The 21,200-nt window shown below is 40.1% G+C and carries 18 protein-coding genes; 8 read left to right on the top strand and 10 right to left on the bottom strand.

Translation table 11 applies throughout. The features are described 5' to 3' along the window. Positions 1 to 296: 296 nt before the first annotated feature. The 4 genes from mutL (at position 297) to JWQ54_RS14525 (ending at position 4,953) form a co-directional block, all read left to right on the top strand. Entirely contained in the window at positions 297 to 2,153 is a 1,857-nt protein-coding gene (mutL, locus tag JWQ54_RS14510) for a DNA mismatch repair endonuclease MutL (protein WP_299585907.1), read from the top strand. A gap of 27 nt (positions 2,154 to 2,180) precedes the next feature. Further along, positions 2,181 to 2,885 carry a rhomboid family intramembrane serine protease gene (locus JWQ54_RS14515; protein ID WP_299585910.1) on the top strand — a complete coding sequence of 235 codons (705 nt, stop codon included), beginning with the start codon at positions 2,181 to 2,183 and terminating at the stop codon, positions 2,883 to 2,885. Between the two features lie 111 nt (positions 2,886 to 2,996). Further along, positions 2,997 to 3,854, top strand: coding sequence for a rhomboid family intramembrane serine protease (locus tag JWQ54_RS14520; protein WP_299585913.1), 858 nt, complete (start codon positions 2,997 to 2,999; stop codon positions 3,852 to 3,854). Further along, a complete protein-coding gene (locus JWQ54_RS14525) occupies positions 3,844 to 4,953 on the top strand; it encodes an endonuclease/exonuclease/phosphatase family protein (protein WP_299585916.1) in 1,110 nt (369 codons plus the stop codon). Before JWQ54_RS14520 ends, JWQ54_RS14525 begins: the two co-directional genes overlap by 11 nt. 130 nt (positions 4,954 to 5,083) lie before the next feature. On the opposite strand, the gene JWQ54_RS14530 is transcribed toward JWQ54_RS14525, so the two are convergent. Both JWQ54_RS14530 and tilS read right to left on the bottom strand, forming a co-directional pair. Beyond that, a complete protein-coding gene (locus JWQ54_RS14530) occupies positions 5,084 to 5,566 on the bottom strand; it encodes a hypothetical protein (RefSeq protein WP_299585918.1) in 483 nt (160 codons plus the stop codon). Between the two features lie 116 nt (positions 5,567 to 5,682). Next, entirely contained in the window at positions 5,683 to 7,023 is a 1,341-nt protein-coding gene (gene tilS, locus JWQ54_RS14535; RefSeq protein WP_299585921.1) for a tRNA lysidine(34) synthetase TilS, read from the bottom strand. Positions 7,024 to 7,073: 50 nt separating this feature from the next. Here tilS and JWQ54_RS14540 point away from each other — a divergent pair, with 50 nt between their 5' ends. Then, entirely contained in the window at positions 7,074 to 9,683 is a 2,610-nt protein-coding gene (locus tag JWQ54_RS14540) for an OstA-like protein (RefSeq protein ID WP_299585924.1), read from the top strand. Between the two features lie 58 nt (positions 9,684 to 9,741). Here JWQ54_RS14540 and JWQ54_RS14545 read toward each other — a convergent pair whose 3' ends face one another. From JWQ54_RS14545 to JWQ54_RS14555, 3 genes are all read right to left on the bottom strand, one after another. Then, on the bottom strand, positions 9,742 to 10,149 hold the full coding sequence (locus tag JWQ54_RS14545) for a hypothetical protein (protein ID WP_299585927.1): 408 nt from the start codon (positions 10,147 to 10,149) through the stop codon (positions 9,742 to 9,744). 983 nt (positions 10,150 to 11,132) lie between these two features. Next, positions 11,133 to 11,711 (bottom strand): non-canonical purine NTP diphosphatase, encoded by a 579-nt coding sequence (locus JWQ54_RS14550; protein WP_299585929.1) that lies wholly within the window; start codon positions 11,709 to 11,711, stop codon positions 11,133 to 11,135. A gap of 4 nt (positions 11,712 to 11,715) precedes the next feature. After that, positions 11,716 to 12,273, bottom strand: coding sequence for a hypothetical protein (locus JWQ54_RS14555; protein WP_299585932.1), 558 nt, complete (start codon positions 12,271 to 12,273; stop codon positions 11,716 to 11,718). Between the two features lie 239 nt (positions 12,274 to 12,512). Here JWQ54_RS14555 and JWQ54_RS14560 point away from each other — a divergent pair, with 239 nt between their 5' ends. Together JWQ54_RS14560 and JWQ54_RS14565 are read left to right on the top strand one after the other, a co-directional pair. Next, positions 12,513 to 13,895: a peptidylprolyl isomerase gene (locus tag JWQ54_RS14560; protein WP_299585934.1), complete on the top strand. Its 1,383-nt coding sequence runs from the start codon at positions 12,513 to 12,515 to the stop codon at positions 13,893 to 13,895. Between the two features lie 8 nt (positions 13,896 to 13,903). Beyond that, positions 13,904 to 14,866, top strand: a complete 963-nt coding sequence (locus JWQ54_RS14565) for a MoxR family ATPase (RefSeq protein WP_299585937.1) — start codon at positions 13,904 to 13,906, stop codon at positions 14,864 to 14,866. Positions 14,867 to 15,138: 272 nt separating this feature from the next. On the opposite strand, the gene hemH is transcribed toward JWQ54_RS14565, so the two are convergent. Beyond that, complete coding sequence (gene hemH / locus JWQ54_RS14570; RefSeq protein WP_299585940.1) at positions 15,139 to 16,158, bottom strand: ferrochelatase; 1,020 nt, start codon at positions 16,156 to 16,158, stop codon at positions 15,139 to 15,141. Between the two features lie 131 nt (positions 16,159 to 16,289). Next, positions 16,290 to 17,141 (bottom strand): 4-hydroxy-3-methylbut-2-enyl diphosphate reductase, encoded by an 852-nt coding sequence (locus JWQ54_RS14575; RefSeq protein ID WP_299585943.1) that lies wholly within the window; start codon positions 17,139 to 17,141, stop codon positions 16,290 to 16,292. A gap of 223 nt (positions 17,142 to 17,364) precedes the next feature. On the opposite strand from JWQ54_RS14575, the gene JWQ54_RS14580 reads away from it, so the two are divergent. After that, positions 17,365 to 17,988 (top strand): hypothetical protein, encoded by a 624-nt coding sequence (locus tag JWQ54_RS14580; protein ID WP_299585946.1) that lies wholly within the window; start codon positions 17,365 to 17,367, stop codon positions 17,986 to 17,988. Positions 17,989 to 18,229: 241 nt separating this feature from the next. On the opposite strand, the gene JWQ54_RS14585 is transcribed toward JWQ54_RS14580, so the two are convergent. The 3 genes from JWQ54_RS14585 to JWQ54_RS14595 are packed head-to-tail and all read right to left on the bottom strand — an operon-like array spanning position 18,230 to position 21,151. Continuing rightward, complete coding sequence (locus JWQ54_RS14585; protein WP_299585949.1) at positions 18,230 to 19,318, bottom strand: glycosyltransferase family 2 protein; 1,089 nt, start codon at positions 19,316 to 19,318, stop codon at positions 18,230 to 18,232. Positions 19,319 to 19,320: 2 nt separating this feature from the next. Then, positions 19,321 to 19,908 (bottom strand): 1-acyl-sn-glycerol-3-phosphate acyltransferase, encoded by a 588-nt coding sequence (locus tag JWQ54_RS14590; RefSeq protein ID WP_299585952.1) that lies wholly within the window; start codon positions 19,906 to 19,908, stop codon positions 19,321 to 19,323. A 16-nt stretch (positions 19,909 to 19,924) separates the two neighbouring features. Continuing rightward, a complete protein-coding gene (locus tag JWQ54_RS14595) occupies positions 19,925 to 21,151 on the bottom strand; it encodes a glycosyltransferase N-terminal domain-containing protein (protein WP_299585955.1) in 1,227 nt (408 codons plus the stop codon). Positions 21,152 to 21,200: the final 49 nt, after the last annotated feature.

Raw genomic sequence — 21,200 nt, forward strand, 5'->3', positions numbered from 1 at the left:
ATCATTTTAATTATTTAGCATGCCATAAGTACGCGACCTGTAAATAATGCACAACAATGTTACGTACCTATGGTACTCATTCCGGGTGATCTGTTTGCAACGGATTAAAATCCGTTGTTACAAAATATGCCGAGCCTATGGCTCTTTAGATTAGGGTTTAGATTTATTTCATAAAATGATCGATCCAGAGGCGTAGGCTCGGCCAATATTGTAGCAACGGATTTTAATCCGTTGAAGTTATGCGGTGAAATAATTAATTTAGCATCGAAAACGCAATTGAAGGGAATTTTTACAAAATGTCAGACATCATACAGCTTTTACCAGACTCCGTCGCCAACCAGATAGCCGCAGGCGAAGTAGTGCAGCGGCCGGCATCGGCGGTAAAAGAACTTATAGAGAATTCGATAGATGCCGGAGCCGATAAGATTCAGCTTATAGTAAAAGATGCAGGGAAATCATTAATCCAGATTATTGACAATGGCTGCGGCATGAGTGTTACTGATGCAAGAATGTGCTTTGAGCGGCATGCTACCTCAAAGATCCGTAAGGCCGAAGATCTTTTTGCCATCCGTACCATGGGTTTCAGGGGAGAGGCAATGGCGTCAATAGCTGCTATTGCGCAGGTTGAGCTAAAAACCCGGAGGATAGAGGATGAACTTGGCACCTGCATATTTATTGAAGGGTCGGAAGTGATAAGCCAGGAAGCTTGCTCGGCTAACCCCGGGACCTCTATATCGATTAAAAATTTATTTTATAATACACCCGCCCGCCGCAACTTTTTAAAAAGCAATTCGGTGGAAATGCGGTATATTATTGATGAGCTTCAACGAATAGCCCTGGCTAACCCACAGGTATTTTTTACCCTGCACCATAACGGGCAGGAGGTTTACCATTTACCAGCCACAACAGTTAAACAACGCATTATCCATTTATTTGGCAATAATTATAATGAGCGGCTGGTACCTGTTGAGGAAGATACCATGGTGGTTAAGTTGCAAGGCTTTGTTGGCAAGCCGGAGTTTGCCCGTAAAACACGCGGCGAGCAGTTCTTTTTTGTAAACAACCGGTTTATAAAAGATGCTTATTTAAACCATGCGGTGCTGATGGCCTTTAAGGAATTATTGCCCGAGGACACCTTTCCGCTTTATGTATTGTTCATAGAGATTGATCCGGCTAAGATTGATATTAACGTTCATCCAACAAAAACCGAAATAAAATACCAGGACGAGCAAACTATTTATGCCATAATCCGCTCGGCGGTAAAACGTTCTTTGGGGCGATATAACATTACCCCAAGTTTGGATTTTGACCAGGAAAACAGTATCGGGCATTTGGTCACCCTTAAGCCACTGGAAGAAATAGTTCCGCCTACTATTACCTTTAACCCTGATTTTAATCCTTTTAACACCAACAGCAGCACAGACCGCGAAATGCCTACCTTACGCAACAGCGGCGATTACCGCAGCTCACCCATTCCAAAGAATTGGGATACGCTTTACGAGATCAGTAAAAAAGAGGATAATGTACAGCACCAAATGCATGAAGAAATAAGCATTATTGCTGATGAGCAGGAAATAAATAAGCCAAGTGAGCGGCAGCTTTTCCAGATCCAGAACAGGTTTATCCTTTCGCAGATAAAATCGGGGTTTATGCTGATCAATCAGCAAGCGGCGCATGAACGGATCTTGTACGAACGTTTTTTACAACAGCTGCAAAATCATTCAGGTGTTAGCCAGCAAAGCCTTTTTCCGCAATCGGTTACATTAAATAGCAGCGATTTTGAGTTATTAAAAGAACTTTTACCCGATATTCGCGCACTGGGATTTGATATCAGGGAGTTTGGCAAAAATACGGTAGTGGTTGAGGGCATCCCGGCGGACTTGAACAACGCCTCGGAACATGAGATATTGGAACAATTACTGGAAGGCTTTAAAAATAACCAGTCGATTTTAAAGCTCGACAAGCGCGACAGCCTTGCGCGGTCATTAGCAAGAAACGCTGCAACGAAAGCGGGGATAAAAATGTCATTAGAAGAAATGAATATATTGATAGATCAGCTTTTTGCCTGCCAAATGCCAAACCTTGCATTGAACGGTAAGCTGGTAATTACTACTTTTACACTGAACGAACTTTTAGAACGATTTGAAAAATAACCGCAAAAAGCGGTATAACACATAACTATGAGCGCATACAGGCCATCACCATTCGCCAATTTAACACCGGTTGTAAAAAACCTGCTGATCATCAACCTTATTTGCTTTTTACCTTATGTATTATTAAGCGATCATAATTACCAGGTAATTACTAATTGGGTAGGTTTATCATATTTTAATTCACCAAATTTTAAGGTTTGGCAATTTTTAACCTATATGTTTTTTCATGGAGGCTGGCAGCATATACTCTTTAATATGTTCGCTTTATTCTCGTTTGGCCCTATACTGGAATACTCAATCGGTCCTAAACGCTTCTTAAATCTTTATTTTATATGTGGTATCGGGGCCGGTATATTACAGGTAGTGGTGCAGGCATTTGAAGTGCATGCAATAATAGGGAGTTTTACTTTATACAATGGGATACAGGGACTTGACCAGGTGGCTCTTACTAAATTAAGTGCAATTTATGCTTATCCGGTAATAGGCGCTTCGGGGGCAATTTTTGGTTTATTGGTTGCCTTTGGAATGCTGTTCCCAAATATGGAACTGATGATGCTATTTATTCCGGTACCTGTTAAAGCCAAATATTTGATAATGGTTTACATTGTGCTTGAACTATACCTAGGTTTTGCCCAGTACGCCGGCGACAATGTGGCGCATTTTGCGCACCTTGGCGGTGCATTATTTGGTTTTATATTGATAAAAGCTTGGCGCTTACAAAGGCTCCAGTGATTTTTTCAATCAAAATAAAGCTTTAACTGTTTACAAATTGTAAAATAGAAAAACAACTGACAACTTTTTCTTAAATTAGTAGTTATCAGCTAATAAAAGGATTAAAATATTATGAGTACCCTTTGGCAAAACTTACAATACAAAGTGCTGCGATCAGGCAGCAAATTAAACCTGCTTATTGGTATTAATGTTATTGTTTTTTTGCTGATAAATATTGCCGACACTTTAGGCAAATTCTTTTTTAAAACCGGCATAATTGAGTATTACAGTACTGAGTATCTTTTATTGCCATCCAATTTATCAAAGTTACTTACCCATTTCTGGACGCCTATAACCTACATGTTTATGCATGCAGGTATTTTTCATATCCTGTTTAACATGCTATGGCTTTATTGGTTTGGGCAGATATTTGAAGAATACCTCGGTAAAAAACGCACCCTGGGCCTTTACATTATGGGCGGCCTGGCCGGCGCATTTCTGTTTGTTTTATGCTATAATACCGTTCCGTTATTTGCCAACGAAAGTGCACCGTTAGTAGGTGCCTCGGCAAGTGTAATGGCAATAATTATTGGCACAGCTACCTTATTGCCCAATTACACTATATCCTTAATTCTTATTGGGCCTGTTAAATTAAAATGGATTGCACTATTTATTATAATTATTGATTTTTTTGGAATAGTAGGCCCAAATGCCGGCGGCGAAATTGCTCACCTTGGTGGCGTGCTGATGGGTTTTGTATATATTAAACAAGTGCAAAAAGGCAGTGACTGGATTGCCGGGATAGCGAATTTATTTAAGGCAAAATCGAAATTAAAAGTGGTTTCAAAAAATTCTTCGGGAAAATCGGGTGGGAAGCCGCGACAAGAAGAGATAGACCTTATCTTAGATAAGATTTCACAATCGGGATATGACAGCCTGAATAAACAGGAAAAAGAAATACTATTCCGGGCCAGTAATAATGAAGGTTAAAAAAAGGCTGTTTTTTATCGATAAAATAATCCTGTGGCTAAACTGCCTGCTGTGTTTTGCGTTATTGACCAGCTACCTTGCTCCCGTTGTAGATCCTAAAACAATCTGGATAATTGCCTTTTTTGGATTAGCCTACCCGCTTTTGTTGCTGGGTAGTATTGTATTTATCATTTACTGGGCACTGCGAAAAAATTGGTATTTTATGATATCGGTGTTATGTATAGCAATAGGATATAATGTATTGCTTAATAACTTTCAGCTGCACGGTCCATCATCCTATTCAAACGGGCCAAATCAAACCGTGATAAATATGATGACGTATAACGTGCATAATTTTAAGCGTTATGGCTCAAACAATGACATATCCACCAAACATGAGATCCTGCAGCTGATCTCTGAAAATCAACCGGATGTGATAGGCTTCCAGGAGTTTTATACCCGTAAAGCCGGACAATATGATATGCGCGATTCCATATTGAAAATAATGGGGACCACCTGGTACTATTTTGAACCGGCAATTGCGAACAGCCAGGAAGCCATTGGGATGGCCATTTTTTCAAAGTTCCCGATCATGGCTCATGGTATTGTTCCGTTTGCCAATAAGCTGGGCGAAAACGCTTGTTTATACATCGATGTAAAAAAAGGCGATAAACAATTCAGGGTTTATAGTGTGCACCTGCAGTCTATCCGGTTTGATCCTGAAGATTACAGGTATCTTAGCAGCATAGCCAAACAAGGCAAGGCAGAAGGTTCATCGGCACGGAGGCTGGGAAGCAAATTGAAAGCTGCTTTTATAAAACGAAGCGCCCAGGTAATTAAAATAAAAGAACACGCTGCGCAGTGTCCATACCCTTACGTAATATCAGGCGATTTTAATGACACTCCTGCCTCATACGCCGTTAACCAGATGGCAAAAGGTTTAAAGAATGCATTCCGTGAAGGGGGTGTCGGCTTTGGCCGCACCTATAATGGCGATTTCCCCAATTACCAGATAGATTATATTATGGCAAGTCCGCAGTTTGATGTCCGCAGCTACCAGATCATCGAAAAAAAATTATCAGATCATTACCCGGTGAAGAGTGATTTGGTCCTTAGGTAGTCATTGGGCATTTGTCATTAGTGGCCCGGTTTGCTATCGATAGTCACTGGGCATTGTCAGGGTGTTTTGTTATGGCCATTACCTAATGATAATTCCCCAATGACTAATGACACAATGACCAATGACTAACTCACTTTTTCATCTCTTCTTTTATCGCTCTTAAAAACTCGTTTGCTTGTTGTGAGCCGATTATGTAAATAAGACCATCCCTGTCGGTTAGGTGAATGGCATCTTTGCCGGCTGTGTAAAAGCGGATGGTGCCTTTTGTATGCAGATTATATACCGGATTATTAAATAAATACCTGCTGTATTCGCCTTTCTCGGCTTTAACAATGCTGTTAAGGTCAATTTTAACCAGGCGGGTGGTCCATAGTCCGTCCACTAAAATGCTTTTATTTTCTATCCGGGTGCGAAAATGGAGCAGGAAACCCATTATAATTGAAATAATAATAATGGCAAAGCCAACCACCACCAGCAAGTCGCCGTTGCGTTCGCGCTCATCGGTAAAAAAATAAGCAGCAAAACAAAACATTGCTAAAACCAGGCGGATGGTAATTGGAATAAATTCCCTGCCGAGATACTGTTTTTCAATAAAAGCCGGTCTATCTGTCATTTTAATTTGATGATTTGATGGTGCGTTGATTTGAAGATGGGTTGGTTTTGAAAATTGGTTGTTTAGTATTTGTTCAATTATTTAAAGTTAGCTTTCATTTTCAAATCTTCAAATTATCAGATATTCAAATTGACCAATTCGAATATAGTTACTTTTTTAGTGTTATTGGTAACTTTATAATGATCATCAAGCCGATAGCCGCCTATCCATATTATCCCGCCATTACCGTTTATTACCAGCGGGATCTCGTCCTTTTGATGCAACGGAATCTTCTGATCTATAAAAAAATCACTTAACTTTTTACTGCCCTTCATCCCCAAGGGGGAAAAATGATCGCCCGTTTGCCAGCGGCGCAAAGTTAACGGATATATCAACAAGTCAGTATCAACTGATACTGCCATCGGGTTGTTTTTTACAATAAGCGGACTATCATCATGCAAAATATTCAACTTATAACGCCCACAGTTAACTTCCCTATCCAATGGATTGATCAGGACGTTCTCTTGAGCTCCAATTTCTTTTTGTGCTATGATAAGCTTTTCCCTGTCTACTATAAGCCTAAAATCCCCTGTTTCAAAAAACCGTCCCGAATGTTTATCCAATGAAGATATCAAATCATCAATAACAGTTTCATTAACGCCATACTCCCGTAGCAGGTTAAAAAGCAACAAACGTTGGGGCTGCAACGCCTTTATATCATCCAATAAAATATGGGTCTCGTTTTTATGGGCGATTAACAGCTTGTCCTTCAACTCTGCTACCCGCAGATCCAGTAATAATTCAAGCTCCCTGAAATGCTTAAGATTACTTTCAAAGGTTTGCTCCAGGCCCGGGTTTAACTCTTTTAGTTTTGGGATAACTTCTAACCGTATTTTGTTTCGGGCATATTTTACAGAGGTATTTGAGCTGTCTTCACGGTAAGAGATCTTAAATTCATTGATTAGGTTCCGGATGTCATCCCGGCTTAAAAACAGCATGGGGCGAACCAGCATGCCGTTTTTAGGCAAAATACCGTGCAGGCCCGCAATACCTGTGCCGCGGGTAAGATTTAACAATATTGTTTCAATTGCATCGTTCTGATGGTGAGCAAGCGCAATAACCGAATAATCAGCCTGTTGCCTCACCTGTTCAAACCATTGGTAACGCAAAGTACGGGCCGCCATTTGGATTGAAACTTTATTATCTGCCGTGTGTTTTAAAGTATCAAAGCGGATGGTGTGGAACTTTACATCAAGTTGTTGGGCCAGCTGAAGACAAAATTGCTCGTCGCCGACTGATTCATCATTGCGCAGCTGAAAGTTACAATGAGCTATGCCAAAATGAAAACCTGCTGATTTGAGTAAATGAACCATGATAACAGAATCCATTCCACCACTCACAGCAGCAAGTATTTTACTGTCCTGATTGAAAAGGTTATTTTGCTCAATAAAATCAATGAATTTTTTAACCGGCAGCATCCTTCAAAATTATTAATTTAAAACCCCAACAAAAAACTAATTTTGCCATCGTGAGGAAATATGTTTTATTCGCTTTTTTATTGTTTGCATCGGTGACAGCTATTTGCCAGAAAAAATCAGTTGTTAACCTGATCAAATCAAAAGAAAGCTATGGCATAAAACTTAACGGCAAGGACCTTATAAAGGTTTACCAGGGAACTTTCAGGCAAGATTTTTCGACGCTAACTTCCGACAGCGCATACTTTTATCCGCAGGACAATGCCTTTGATGCATTTGGGCATGTGATTATTAACCAGGGCGATACCTTAAATATTTACTCAGACAAGCTTAATTATAACGGCAACACCAAAGTTGCCTTGCTTACAGATAATGTAAAAATGGTTGATAAGGACGCCACGTTAACTACCAATTATCTTACTTATAACACCGCAACACGCATTGGCACCTATGTTGATGGTGGCAAACTGGTGAATAAGGATAATACGCTGCTTAGCAAAAATGGTTATTATTTTGCTTTTTCGCACGATTCCTATTTCAGGTATAATGTATCGCTTACCACGCCTGATGCTTTGATAAAAACTGATACCATGCGGTATAATACCAAAGACAAGATAGCTTATTTTTACGGGCCAACCCATATTTATGGCACCAAAAACGAGAAGGGAAAAAAGGATAAAGACACACTTTACACAGAGAACGGAACTTATAATACCGTAGTTGAGCAGGCAGCGTTCGGGAAAAACAATTTATATACATCCGGAACAAAATCATTAAAGGGTGATAGCTTATTTTATGATAAGCTTAAGGGCTATGGTCGTGCCGTTAAGCATGTTACCTTTACTGATAAGGAACAGAAAACTACTATAAAGGGCAATTTAGGTACTTACTTTAAAGCTGAAGAACGTACCATTATGACAGAGGACCCTTATATAATTATTGTTACCGAGCAAAAAGATACCACCAATGCCGATTCTGTAGCGAAAGCCGATTCTGTAAAAAAAGCTGATTCTTTGTTTAGAATAAATCCTGCAAAAAGTAAGGGCGCCATGAACATGGCCCAGCTGATAAAACAAACCATTCCGGGCAAGGGGGATACTGTCATTAATACCCGCAAATTTAATCCGGCTTTAATAAAAGACGGTAAATTAAAGGTTGATTCGGCAGTTAAAAAATTACCCGCAGATACAAACGCACTCCGTAAAAAAATCGATTCTGTTATAAAAAAATCACCTGTTGATATGAAAAATATCAATTTGAAAACGGTGCAGGCAAAAATAATTCCGGCTGGTTCTAAAGCTAAAATCACGAAAAAGCAGGACAGTAGTCCGTTGGTAGCCGGCCAGCCTAAAAACATACCGGAGCCTAAGGCTGTAAAAGATACCGGCCACATCAAGCGCGACTCTGTTTATATGTCGGCGGATACTATAGAAACGCAGATTTTGACCTACAAAGATCTGAAGATCTACCAGGAAAAGCAGCGGCTGGCACATATAAGGGACACCACTACAAGGCCTAAAGCCAAAATACCCGACTCCAAATTTTTAACGGGTAAGCTGGCAGGGATTCCTGCGGATAGCAGTTTTCGTCGTCGTGAGTTTTTTGGCAAGCCAAAGCCAATCCCTAAAAAATTACCAATAGTTTTAAGTAAAAAACAGCTGGCCGCCGATAGCCTTCGAAAAAAACTTGGTGATGATTCCCTTACTACAGCAAGAAAGCTGGAACCAAGCGATACCGCCAGGATAAGGATTGTGATAGCACACCATAATTTTAAACTGTTTAAGTCGGACATGCAGGCTAAGTCTGATTCCATGTTTTATAGCAACAAGGATTCAACCATCCGGTGTTTTGTTAATCCCCTTATATGGACGGAGGGCTCGCAGCTATCAGGCGATACCATTTATTTACAGATGAAGCACAAAAAAATGGATAACATGACCATGTTTCCGAATGCCTTTATTGTAAATATCGAAAAGGGAGACTCCGTGCATTTTAACCAGGTTGCCGGCAAAAAGATGCGTGGCTATTTTAAGGATGATAAGCTGCACCAGATGTTTATTGACGGCAATGCCGAAAGCATTTACTTTAATAGGGATAGCGGAAAAACTGAAGTAAGTGGTATGGAACGCTCATTGAGCACCCGCATTCGCGTTAACTTTGAAAAAAACCAGGCCACCAACATCGGCTTTTATCTAAAGCCCGAGCATAAATATACACCTATTGATAAAGTGGTTGATGACGATAAAATACTAAAAGGGTTTATATGGAAACCAAAAGAAAGGCCAATATCAAAAGAATCCATTATACCATCATACAACAAAAAGGCTGACGCAAAAGTGGCGAAGGGTAAGGCGAAAACAGGTAAAGCACCTGACAAAGGGCCACCAGGGGCTAAAACAACTAAGGATAGTACTAACGTTAGCGCACCAAAACTGCCGGGCATAAAAGCCGCTAAGGACAGCTTGAACAATATGCCTCAAAAACTGCCGGGGGTAAAAGCGGCTGGCGATACCTCAAATAAGGCGCCATCAAAATCGCCGCTCATAAAAACAGCAAAAGATAGTTTGCAAAAGAACGTTCCAGTTAAGTTGCCTGCGGGGAAGGCCGCTAAAGACACTGCTGGCGCTAAACCGGCGGTGGAAAAGAAACCGGCAGAGAATTAAAAGATCAGGAATGATCTTGTAATCCATCCCACAGATTTAAAAAAATCTCTTTCCTTGTTCAAGCCAAGTTATGGTAATAATTTGTGGGCCAAACCCCAGGGTTGCTTTTTATTTCAGATTCAAGGAATAGAATAATGTTTTTCATTACCCCGCTTGAATCTGAATTTAAGTGGTGTAAATCAAATTCGGGTCCAAAATCAATATTTATTATGCCATTGCGAAGCGTTGGGATGGCTGTAAACAGTGGGACCTTCGCAATTCTTGCCAAACGCGCTGGAAGCAGCGATACATTACAACAATTTCCAAAAAAATTGACCGGGCAATTATTCAAATTATTAAACACATCAAATGCAATAATGATCCGCCCATTTTGTTGTAAACATTTTACAATCTGCCGCAAATCACTAAATCCTTCACCCTCTCTTTGAATGCGTCTTTTTCGGTGGGTCCATTTGCCGCTTGCCATAATTAACGCAAAGTTATTTTCAAGGCACCATTGAACAAGCAAGCGTTTCCATGGGGTATGGCAAATGGCAATAATACAGCCTGAATCAGCGCGAAGCGGAACAAGTAAATTTACCATGCGAAGCATACTGGGACGAAGAGGGCTGCGAACACATACAGAAATTATTCTTCTGACAAATTGAGTGCTCCATATATTTATCAGGTTTTTAAGTACACCGCCTTTACTGTTTAATACACATAACGGCACCTTTAGAAGCCGGGCAGATATTAAACAATAATGAATGCCCGCACTTATATATGGAATGAAGCTGCAGATGAATATGCATTCAATTAAAAGGACAGGCTTGCGGATCTTCATTTAAATATTTTACTGACTTATAAAAAATATTTATTTGAATAATATTACAATAAAAATAATTGGTTCAAAGCCGAATAAGAATATTGCTAATTTATTGTAAACTTATACACACTAAATATTGAGATGGTATAGCAGGTATTATTTTTAATAAGCTGTTGCAGATCAAATACAAGCTTTAGGTTTAAAACAGGCGGCCCGCTTTAATCTCTGGCTGATTATCTTTTTTGGGTGGCATGATAGTGCTATTTATTACCGCGATATATTTTTAAGTGATGAAGTAGGTTTATGAAAAATATACGTTTTACGGCAAAAAGTGCAGTAGTACTTCCTGATTTTTAGAAAGAACAAGAATGTTTTAATAAACCAGCCTCTGTGCTTTTTGCAATTAAAATCTTCTCCGCATGAAAGGCAAAAATGTACAGGATTTAATTTTATAACTGTTTTCAAGAATAGCTGTTTTTCCGTTTTACGGAAAACAGAAACGCGTGGTTTCGATAAATTTAATATTTAGGAGAATAATTATTCATTGGTTATCCATTTTTTGCTAAAGACATGGATGACAGATGAGTATACGATGACAAACCAGAATATTATGTTGAAACAAGTTAAGCAGCTTTAATTACGATTTAAATCTTATTCAAAAACGCCACCAATTGCTCCATAGCCTTAGCCCTGTGGCTAATGCTGTTCTTTTCATCCAGGCTCATTTGGGCAAACGTTACATCATAACCGTCGGGTTGAAATATAGGGTCATAACCGAACCCTTCTATACCCGAACGTTCATGGCGGATAGTTCCTTCAACTGTACCTTCAAAAAAGTATTCAGCGCTGTTCCATATTAATGATATTACAGTGCGGAAACGTGCTTTGCGGTTTGCTTGATTTTGCAGCCCGGTGAGTACTTTATTAATATTGGCATCATGATTGCCATGCTCGCCTGCATATCTTGCGGAGTATACCCCCGGGTCGCCGTTCAGGGCATCTATTTCCAGTCCGCTGTCATCGCCAAAGCAATCCAGCTTATACTTATCAAATATATAATGACTTTTTATTGATGCATTTTCATGAAAGGTTAACCCGGTTTCGGCAATATCATCAAAGCAGCCGATATCATCCAGGCTCAATAATTTTATTTGTCCATCAATTTTAGCGGAAACCTCCTGGAGCTTATGAGCATTATTTGTTACAAAAACTAATTGGTGCATGCCGTTATAATTGCTTCATTTGTTCCCAAAATGCCTTTTTGTTTTCCACGCTGTCCATCATCTCATCAAAGCTGAAAGTTAGTAATACCGGATAGCCATTTAGTTGAGTAAGTTTATTTAGCTCAAACACTCCAATATCTGCGGGCATGCTGTTTTTACCTAGCAAAAGTAACTTTTGTGGTTTAAAGAAATCGGCCATCACCCCAAATTCAGTATCTAAATATTTGGCCCTGTTAAAAATAGCTACATCATCCCGGCTAAAACCTAAACGGGTAAGCGTGCTTTCCAAAGCCATAAGGTGTTTATCATGCATCAAATCATGTTCAGGATAATGCACAATAACCAGGAAATTCTTTTTGTGTCCGCCCAAATAATTAAAGCTAACGGGTTTCGGCTCTGTTACCGGCACAGCGGCGGCTGGGATATACTCCGGCTCAGGCTCAGCAAAAGTATTCTCCGGCTTTGGTGCAGCCGGGGTGCTATATGCTAATTTATCTTTATTCAACAGGTAAATATCATCCTGCATAATAAAACTAAAAGCTATAGGGTTTTCTATGTTCATTGTACGCGCCGGTTTTTACCTGTCTCCTTCTAAAAGCAGAGGGAGAACAGGAGGGTATTTAACAAATTTTAACCAAAAGTAAGTAAACTGTTTGAAGCATTATCGGCATATTCGCACAATTATATTCGGTTTCAATTAATTGCCGTTATTTATACCGTAGGAATTCATAATTTTTACCGAAATTCGAAGGTTTTTAATCCGCCTTTGGCGGAGCAGTTTAATTAGCACATACAAGGTACATGAGAAAGTTTGGGATAGCCATTTTAAGCATTATTTTATTTATACAAGCCGCAAAGGCACAGCCAAAGCATACACTTGATAAAATTGCAGGGGTAGTAGGGAGCAGTATTATACTTCAATCTGACATTGAGTTAAAATATGCAACATATATTGCTCAGGGTAATCCGCCAAACCCTGCTGTTAAATGTCAGATTCTGCAAGGCCTGTTAACGCAGAAGCTATTGGCGGCGCAGGCAATTATTGATAGTATTGAAGTAAAAGATGACGAGGTTGATAATGATGTTGACCGCAGGATGCGCGGAATGATACAGCGTGCCGGTGGACAAGACAGGCTGGAGCAATTCTTAGGCAGATCTGTTATCCAATATAAAGATGAGATCCGCCCTGATATTAAAGAAGGGCTTATCGCTCAAAAAATGCAGCAAAAGATAACATCAAACGTAAATACTACGCCACAAGATGTTAAGAAATTTTTTGATGGCATACCAAAAGATAGCTTGCCAACCTTTAACAAAGAAGTTGAAGTTGGCGAGATAGTATTTAACCCGAAAATGAATACTGCTGAGAAAGAAGCTTACCGAAGCAAAGCCGAAGAACTGCGCAAAAGGGTTTTAGCCGGTGAAGATTTTGGATCACTGGCCCGCCTGTATTCGCAAGATCCGGGTTCAGCTCCAAACGGAGGTGATTTAGGGTTTAATGACCGTACCGCGTATGTTAAAGAGTTTACAGCCATGGCATTTAAACTGAAAGCCGGTGATATTTCGCCTGTATTTGAAACCGAAATAGGGTTTCATTTTTTACAGGTAATTGAACGCAGGGGTGAGCAGGTGCATGTGCGGCATATATTAATTATACCTGCTGTTACACAGGAAAGCTTAAACAGGGCAAAAACTAAAGCAGATAGTATTTATACTTTACTGAAGACAAACAAAAAAATAGACTTTTCATCTGCGGCAGCCTATTATTCAGACAATAAGGATACCAAATTTAATGGTGGCATGCTTTTAAATGCGGAGAATGTTGAGTCCCGTTCAACCTATATCCCTACCGATAAGCTGGATCCGCAAGTTGCTCTTGTTACTGATACCATGAAGGTTGGAAGTATTTCGAAACCGTTTTTATTTACGGGCCCCGACGGAAAACAAGGTTATAAAATACTATACCTTAAATCAACCACAAATGCGCATAAGGCTAACATTACGCAGGATTATCCAAAAATGAAAGAATACGCAAATAATGAAAAGATAAACCGTACGGTAAGTGAGTGGTTTGAGAAAAAGAGGAAGGAAACATTTATCAGGATCGATCCTCAATACCAGGGATGCCCAACTATAAAAGGTTGGGGAACACCAACACCTGCAACCGCTGAAGTTAAACCTTAAATTAAAATATGCAACACCGCTCGGAAGTGGAGGCTGCTGATGCTTTAAGGCAGGCTTACCAGCAAATTAGTGCTGAAATAGGAAAAGTTATTATAGGCCAGCAAGAGGTTCTTAAATTTGTGCTTATTTCTATTTTTAGCAATGGGCACTGCTTATTGGTTGGCGTGCCCGGCCTGGCAAAAACCCTGCTTGTTCAAACTGTTGCACAGGTGCTTGACCTTGACTTTAAACGCATCCAGTTTACTCCTGACCTGATGCCATCAGACATTATAGGCTCAGAAATATTGGGTGAGGACAGGAATTTTAAGTTTATACCGGGCCCTGTTTTTGCAAACATCATCCTGGCTGATGAAATTAACCGTACACCGCCAAAAACCCAGGCTGCCTTGTTAGAGGCTATGCAGGAAAAAGCGGTTACTGCCGCAGGTATTACACACCGCCTTGCGCAACCGTTTTTTGTTTTAGCCACACAAAACCCTATTGAGCAGGAAGGTACCTATCCATTGCCTGAAGCGCAGTTGGATCGTTTCATGTTTAACGTTGCCTTAGATTACCCCACCTTCCAGGAGGAATTGCTTGTAGTTAAAAATACTACCAGCACTAACCAGGTGCAGGTTAATAAGCTATTAAATGCCCAGCAGATAATTTATTTTCAACAATTGGTACGGAATATACCTGTTGCCGATAACGTGCTTGAATATGCAGTTAAGCTGGTTGCTAAAACCCGTCCCAATGGCGAATTAGCTGCTCCACAGGTTAAACGGCTGTTAAACTGGGGTGCAGGTCCCAGGGCGTCGCAATTTTTAATTTTAGGAGCTAAATGCCATGCAGTGATTAGTGGCAAGTACTCGCCTGATATTGAAGATGTGCAGGCCATTGCAAAACCTATATTAAGGCACCGCATAGTACGCAGCTACCACGCCGAAGCAGAAGGTTTATCTGCTGATGATATTATTGAACAGCTGTTTTGAGGATTTCGGAAGTCGGAATTTCGATTTCGGAATTTTTTTGAATGACTATAATTCATTCAATAATTCGCTTATTGGGTGAGTATTAAGTTTTCCTTGTTCAAATAGCTTTGCATCTTTAAATGCCTGTTTATAACGAAAGATAATTCAGCCTCCTGTAATTTATGTTTCAGTTCTTCACGTTCTTTATTAAGAGCATCCCACATAAAATCAATTACCAGTTATCAGGCATTCCGACCCTAACTGCCAACTGCCAACTGCTCACCGCAAACTGCCTACTTCTTCAACACCATTTCCTCCAAAGCACCAATCCAGGTTGGTGAATCGTTAAGGCTTTCTACCAGTTGTACATACTCGCCGCCCAGGGCTTTAAATTCTGCTCCGTATTCTTCGGTAACTTCATAAACGGTTTCAAGGCAATCGGCAACAAATGCCGGGCAAAACACCAGCAGTCGTTTCTTTCCTTCTTTAGCTAATTGAGCAACAACTTGGCTGGTGTAAGGCTGTACCCATGGGTCGTTACCTAAACGCGACTGAAAACAAACAGTGTATTTTTCTTTGGGGAGATTTAACTTTTCGGCAATCAGGTGGGCCGTGTGATATGATTGGGCCGAATAACAATACTTATTTACGTCGTTTAATGTATCGCAGCAGCCGGCAGATTTTAAACAATAATTTCCGGTATGGTCGCACTTTATAAGCTGCCTTTGCGGCAAGCCATGAAAGCTGAATAAAATATGGTCGTAAGTTTCAGGCTGGTATTTCCTGCCATTATTGGCAAAGGTTTCAATCATCAGCTCATTATCATGAAATGAGTTTGCAAATGAAATAGAAGGTATTGTTTGCCATTTCCTCACCAAATCCATCACCTTATCATAAACCGACCCGGTACTTGCCGAAGCATATTGCGGAAACAAGGCTATAACATGGATACTTTCAACCAATGACACCTTTAACCTGTTCAATGCCGACTCGATAGAAGGGCTTTGGTAACGCATGGCGAGCTCAACCTGGTATTCATCACCCAAGCGTTGCTGCAATGCCTGATGTTGTAATTTACTGTAATGCAATAGCGGAGAGCCCGTTTCAGCGCTCCAGATCTGTTTATATAGCTTTCCTGATTTTGGAGCCCTGAAAGGTGCAATAATCCCCTTTACCAAAAGCGCGCGAGATATTGGATTTATATCAATTACCCGCGGATCCATTAAAAACTCATCAAGGTACTTACGAACGTCCTTAGTTTCCGGGCTATCAGGCGTACCTAAATTAACCAGTAAAATTCCTTTTTTACTCATGATTTTTGCATCGCAAAAATAGTGATTTTTCAGTCCGAAAGTCGGGAAAGTCCGGAAGACCGAAAGAAATGATAGAGAGTTGACCTGGATGTTATTTTACGTCTGCCAACTGCCAACTAAAAACTGCCAACTCAATAATCCTCTAAAACGGCTTTCACGTCCTGCATTAGCCACATTGGAGTCGAGGTAGCTCCGGCTATGCCGATTGTATCACCGGGAGAAAACATGTCGCTTTTCAATTCGCCAACTGATGATATAAAGTAGGTATCAGGATTATGCTTGCGGCAAACTTCAAATAAAACTTTTCCGTTTGATGACTTCTGTCCCGATACAAATACGATCTTATCAAACTTGGTTGCAAATTTTGGCAGGTCCTTATCCCGGTTTGATACCTGGCGGCAAATGGTATCATTAGCCTTCAGGTTATATCCGCGTTCCAAAAGCTGGTCTTTTATGTTATAAAACTTTTCCATGCTTTTGGTGGTCTGGCTGTAAAGGGTAATATTATCAGGCAGCTCAACGTTATCCAGCTCGGCAAGATCCTGGAAAACCAGTGCCTCATTATTGGTTTGGCCCTGTAAGCCCACTACTTCGGCGTGGCCGTGTTTGCCAAATATCAGGATCTTCTCATTGGCATCGTACGATGTTTTGATGCGGTTCTGCAGCTTAAGCACCACCGGGCACGATGCATCTATCAACGTAATATTATTTTCTAAAGCTATACGGTAAGTATCGGGTGCTTCACCATGGGCGCGGATCAATACCTTTTCGTTGCTCAGGTTTACCAGGTCGGCATGCTCAATTATCCTGAGACCTTTCGCTTTTAAGCGCTCCACCTCTTCATCGTTATGCACAATATCGCCAAGGCAGTAAAGGTACCCGTCATCTTCCAGGATCTCTTCGGCCATATCAATGGCATAAACCACCCCGAAACAAAACCCCGAATCCTGGTCAATAGTAACCTTTAACTGATAATCTCCCATGGTGATGCAAAAATAATGAAAAATGTTTGTTAGTTGAGCAGCAACTTTTTACGGATGCTGTTAGTGGTGCCGCAAGTATTTTGTCGCTGCAGCAACCCTGATCATTTAAATTTATTAAAAAAAATAACGTTTAATGCAAACAATCTCCTTTATTTGCTTGTCGTTATATTTTTTTATATATAATGATTTTATTTGCCACATTTTGCCTCAACTTAAATAATTTATGAAAAAAAACTTACGCTTACCCCACTGCAAAACTATCAGTTACCAGCTATTGCAAATTCCTTTAATTACAATGGTGATTGCCGCATCACTTTTACCCGGAACCACATCCGCACAAATAAAGGACGTACCGCCCGATTCGATACGATACGCAGGATCAGTTTACCAAAAAATAAAGCCGAAGCCAACCTACCCAAAAGTAGTGGGCTACCTGAGTTTTATTCTACCGCTCGAAACTTTATCGGCAGGAAAATTCACACCCAACTTTTCACATCATACCAGCAGCATCGGTTTCCCTGTGGGTGTAAATGTATTATACAGCGAGCGGTTTGGCTTTAGCTATGAGCTTACACCAACCATAAAAGCATCCGGCGGCAGCAGTAAGGTAAGTAATCTGCTAATTGACCCGGGTACCATGTTTCGTTTCGATCATGGTTTTACCATTATCACCCGTCTGGCTTTTGAAACATCCGGCCGGTATGGCTTTACCCCGGTTTTTAACCAGGTTTATGCCCGTTCCAAAGCTGTGAATTATTTTGTCGCCTTGTCGCTTCCAAACCGGTTCGGGAATAGTGATCCCTATTCATTGGGTTTAAACCTGCAGTTAGGTTTTACATTCAATTAGCCGAATATAGCAGTATAATTGTTTCAGGATTTCCCGGAAAACGAAAGGCGGCGACCGATCGTCTTCCGGTAAATCGGCATTCGCCAATGCCGCGCTCATTCCTTTTTCCCTGGCGCCAGCATCACACCGTTTTTAGGTCGGCATAATCATATTGTTCCTTCAAAAATTTTGTAACTTCTGATTCAGGCAAAAGTATGAGTCCGCACATCCGCACATCCAAAATTTGCACATCCACCCATCATCACACCCGCCTCCCCTTCCATTCATTCGTTTTAGTCAAATGTTTCTGGATGGATAAAAAAGCAATAACAACCATGTTTATCATTTGTAACGGGTGCAAAATCATATTGTACAACGCGTTTTGGCCTGATGACAGGGAGATCATTACGCGGGTAAGTATAATCAAGCCGCCCATAAAAAATATCAGGTTAAAGTTCAGGGTCGTTAATATTATCATTGGGCCACCAATAAGCAGCAGGATATAAACTAACAGGCCCGGTATGCTGTAGTTAAAAGCTGCCAGCGCATTCTTGCTGAACCCGTTTATTGCCTCTTTATAGGTTTTATACATGCGGCAGCTTACCATACCATTGGCCAGTAAAACCTCTCCATTGTATGAGGTTGCTTTAACAAGCCTCATAATTTCGGCGTCTTCAACTACCTTATCTTTAACAAGTTCATGCCATTGGTTTTCGTTGTAAACGGCTGCATCAAACAGCATAAACTGCCCGCATGCAGTAGCCGTGGCGGCGTTTTTAGTTAAAAAAACTAATCGCAGGGGCAATAAATTCAGCAATAAAAAATGCAAAAGCGGTACGGTTACTTTTTCGCCGGTGGTTTGCATCAGCTGGTTAGGGAACAAGCTTAGCAAGCTCAGCTTATTAATATACATGCGGTGTACGGCGCTGTTAATCAAATGGTTGTTTACTACATCGTCGGCATCTAAAAATAAAAAATATTTTCCTTTAGCTTCTTTTGCAAGCTGATAGCAGGCATGGTTTTTACCCAGCCATCCTTGCGGTACTTTATCACCTTTAATAACCCTAAAATTTGTATGGGCCGCAGCAAATGCCGAGCAGATTTTATAGGTATTATCAGATGAGTCATCGTCATAAACAATTACCTCATAGTCTTTATAATCCTGGTTATGGATTGATTTCAGCAGGATTAATATGTTACCCCCCTCGTTCCTCGCCGGAATAAGGATAGACACCAGGTCGGTATAATGCCTGTTTACCCTGGTTAGCTTGGGGTTTGATATAAAATTAAAAAGCGTTACCGTAAAACGCAGTACAATAAATAATAAAGTAACTGATATAATTATGATCACTTTTATAAATCTATTTCGGTTTGAAGTTTTTTTGCAGCATTATAATGTTGCTGGTATGCATCTTTTAATTCGTGGATGCTTTTATCAGCATAGCTTTCAGTTTCACTTTTTAAATAAACATTTATACTTTGCTTTCTGTGTTTATAAAACTGAATAAACGTTGAAGCAAATATTAGCTGGAACTTGCCAGTTGCCTGCTTTATTACTCTTAGTATTCCTTTTTCAAAATGAACATCTTCAACAAAGTTTGAAAAAAGCTTGCCTTGCGGAAAAAGCAACACCAGGTTTTGAGGATCGTTTAAAAGGTTTGCTGCATACTCCAATGATTCAAGTATCCCCCTCGAATTTTTATTGATTGAAAACGCCCCTCCATATTGAAGATAATTGATCTTATATGCGGTAGCCTCGTTAATCATTACATAAAAATTCTTTTTAAACAGCTTATCATTTATACAATGAAGTATCAATCCATCCCAAAAACTAAAATGATTGGCCAATAAAAGAATGGATCTGTTTTTATCTATCTCTATATCATTAAATAAAAGCTCCTGAAATTTAGTGCGAATTAAAAACTTTAAATACTGATGCATGCACCAATAAATAATTTTATTTTTTTTTGGATACACCATCTTTAATGTGCTCAATAATAGTATCGGTTGCACCGGTATGCGCTTTTACGTAGGCCTTAGCTTTTTCACTTGCACTGCCATAAAATGTTTGATTGTTAACCAGGTTATTTGTTACTGTTTTTAACCCCGTCTCATCGGCAATGCTAAACCCGGCCTGTAAAGCAAGCAGATCATTAGCTTCTTTAAATTTTGAATATTCAGGACCAAAAATTACCGGCAGGCCAAAAGCTGCAGCCTCTAATGTATTATGGATGCCAGCCCCAAAGCCACCGCCTATATAAGCAATGTCGGCATATTGATATAATGAAGACAGCATGCCGATGTTATCTATGATTAGACATGAGATGTGAGATGTGGGATGTAAGATTTGGGAATATCTTATGGTTGAGTTTTCAGGCAAAATTGATATAAGTCTTGCTATTTTTTCTTCGCTTATCTCGTGCGGGGCGATGATAAATTTCCAGTCGGGGTATTGGCTTACCAATGTTGCAATCAATTTTTCGTCGGGTGGCCAGGTGCTGCCTGCAATAAATATTTTATGCCGGTTTTTAAATTCATCAATAGCGGGGATTGCTTTTGGCCGTTGCGCATTGGCCCAAACCCTGTCAAACCGGGTATCGCCGCTTATGGTTGCATTATTTATTCCAAGCTGTTGCAGCAATATTTTTGACCGGTCATCCTGTACAAAAAACCAGCTTACAAAGCTTAATATTTTACGGTGCAAACTCCCATACCATTTAAAAAACACCTGTTTGGGTCTGAAGATCCCTGAAATTATATACAGCGGAAGATCCTGGCGGTGCAATTCATTAAAAAAATGATACCAGTATTCATATTTGGTAAATACGGCCATTGTGGGCTGTATAGTATCAATAAAGTCTCTCGCATTTCGTGCGGTATCAAGCGGTAAATAATAAACAGCATCAGCCAGGGGAGTGTTTTTTCTTATCTCATATCCCGAAGGTGAAAAAAAAGTGATTACTATTTTATAATCAGGATATAAAACCCTGAATCTTTCTAAAACAGGGCGCCCCTGTTCAAATTCGCCCAATGATGCAAAATGAAACCAAATACTCTCAGAAAACCGTATAAGGGGCTGGTTTTTCCGGCCACTGATCCAGAGTTTGGCTTTTTTGTTGAAAAATGAAGCTAAGTAAATTGTAATGAAATATAATCTGACCCCGGTGTTATATAGTAAGAGCATTTTAATTATGAATTATTAACTTCGCGGGGATAAATGTAATCACAATAAA

The sequence above is a fragment of the Mucilaginibacter sp. genome (assembly GCF_028288225.1).
GTDB lineage: Bacteria > Bacteroidota > Bacteroidia > Sphingobacteriales > Sphingobacteriaceae > Mucilaginibacter.

Coding starts and splice junctions, on each gene's coding strand:
- JWQ54_RS14550 (WP_299585929.1), bottom strand. CDS start 11,711: ATGCACCAATTAGTTTTTGTAACAAATAATGCTCATAAGCTCCAGGAG.
- JWQ54_RS14580 (WP_299585946.1), top strand. CDS start 17,365: ATGAAAAAAAACTTACGCTTACCCCACTGCAAAACTATCAGTTACCAG.
- JWQ54_RS14590 (WP_299585952.1), bottom strand. CDS start 19,908: ATGCATCAGTATTTAAAGTTTTTAATTCGCACTAAATTTCAGGAGCTT.
- JWQ54_RS14520 (WP_299585913.1), top strand. CDS start 2,997: ATGAGTACCCTTTGGCAAAACTTACAATACAAAGTGCTGCGATCAGGC.
- JWQ54_RS14560 (WP_299585934.1), top strand. CDS start 12,513: ATGAGAAAGTTTGGGATAGCCATTTTAAGCATTATTTTATTTATACAA.
- JWQ54_RS14530 (WP_299585918.1), bottom strand. CDS start 5,566: ATGACAGATAGACCGGCTTTTATTGAAAAACAGTATCTCGGCAGGGAA.
- JWQ54_RS14565 (WP_299585937.1), top strand. CDS start 13,904: ATGCAACACCGCTCGGAAGTGGAGGCTGCTGATGCTTTAAGGCAGGCT.
- JWQ54_RS14525 (WP_299585916.1), top strand. CDS start 3,844: ATGAAGGTTAAAAAAAGGCTGTTTTTTATCGATAAAATAATCCTGTGG.
- JWQ54_RS14545 (WP_299585927.1), bottom strand. CDS start 10,149: ATGGCAAGCGGCAAATGGACCCACCGAAAAAGACGCATTCAAAGAGAG.
- JWQ54_RS14595 (WP_299585955.1), bottom strand. CDS start 21,151: ATGCTCTTACTATATAACACCGGGGTCAGATTATATTTCATTACAATT.
- JWQ54_RS14515 (WP_299585910.1), top strand. CDS start 2,181: ATGAGCGCATACAGGCCATCACCATTCGCCAATTTAACACCGGTTGTA.
- JWQ54_RS14575 (WP_299585943.1), bottom strand. CDS start 17,141: ATGGGAGATTATCAGTTAAAGGTTACTATTGACCAGGATTCGGGGTTT.
- tilS (WP_299585921.1), bottom strand. CDS start 7,023: ATGCTGCCGGTTAAAAAATTCATTGATTTTATTGAGCAAAATAACCTT.
- mutL (WP_299585907.1), top strand. CDS start 297: ATGTCAGACATCATACAGCTTTTACCAGACTCCGTCGCCAACCAGATA.
- JWQ54_RS14555 (WP_299585932.1), bottom strand. CDS start 12,273: ATGAACATAGAAAACCCTATAGCTTTTAGTTTTATTATGCAGGATGAT.
- hemH (WP_299585940.1), bottom strand. CDS start 16,158: ATGAGTAAAAAAGGAATTTTACTGGTTAATTTAGGTACGCCTGATAGC.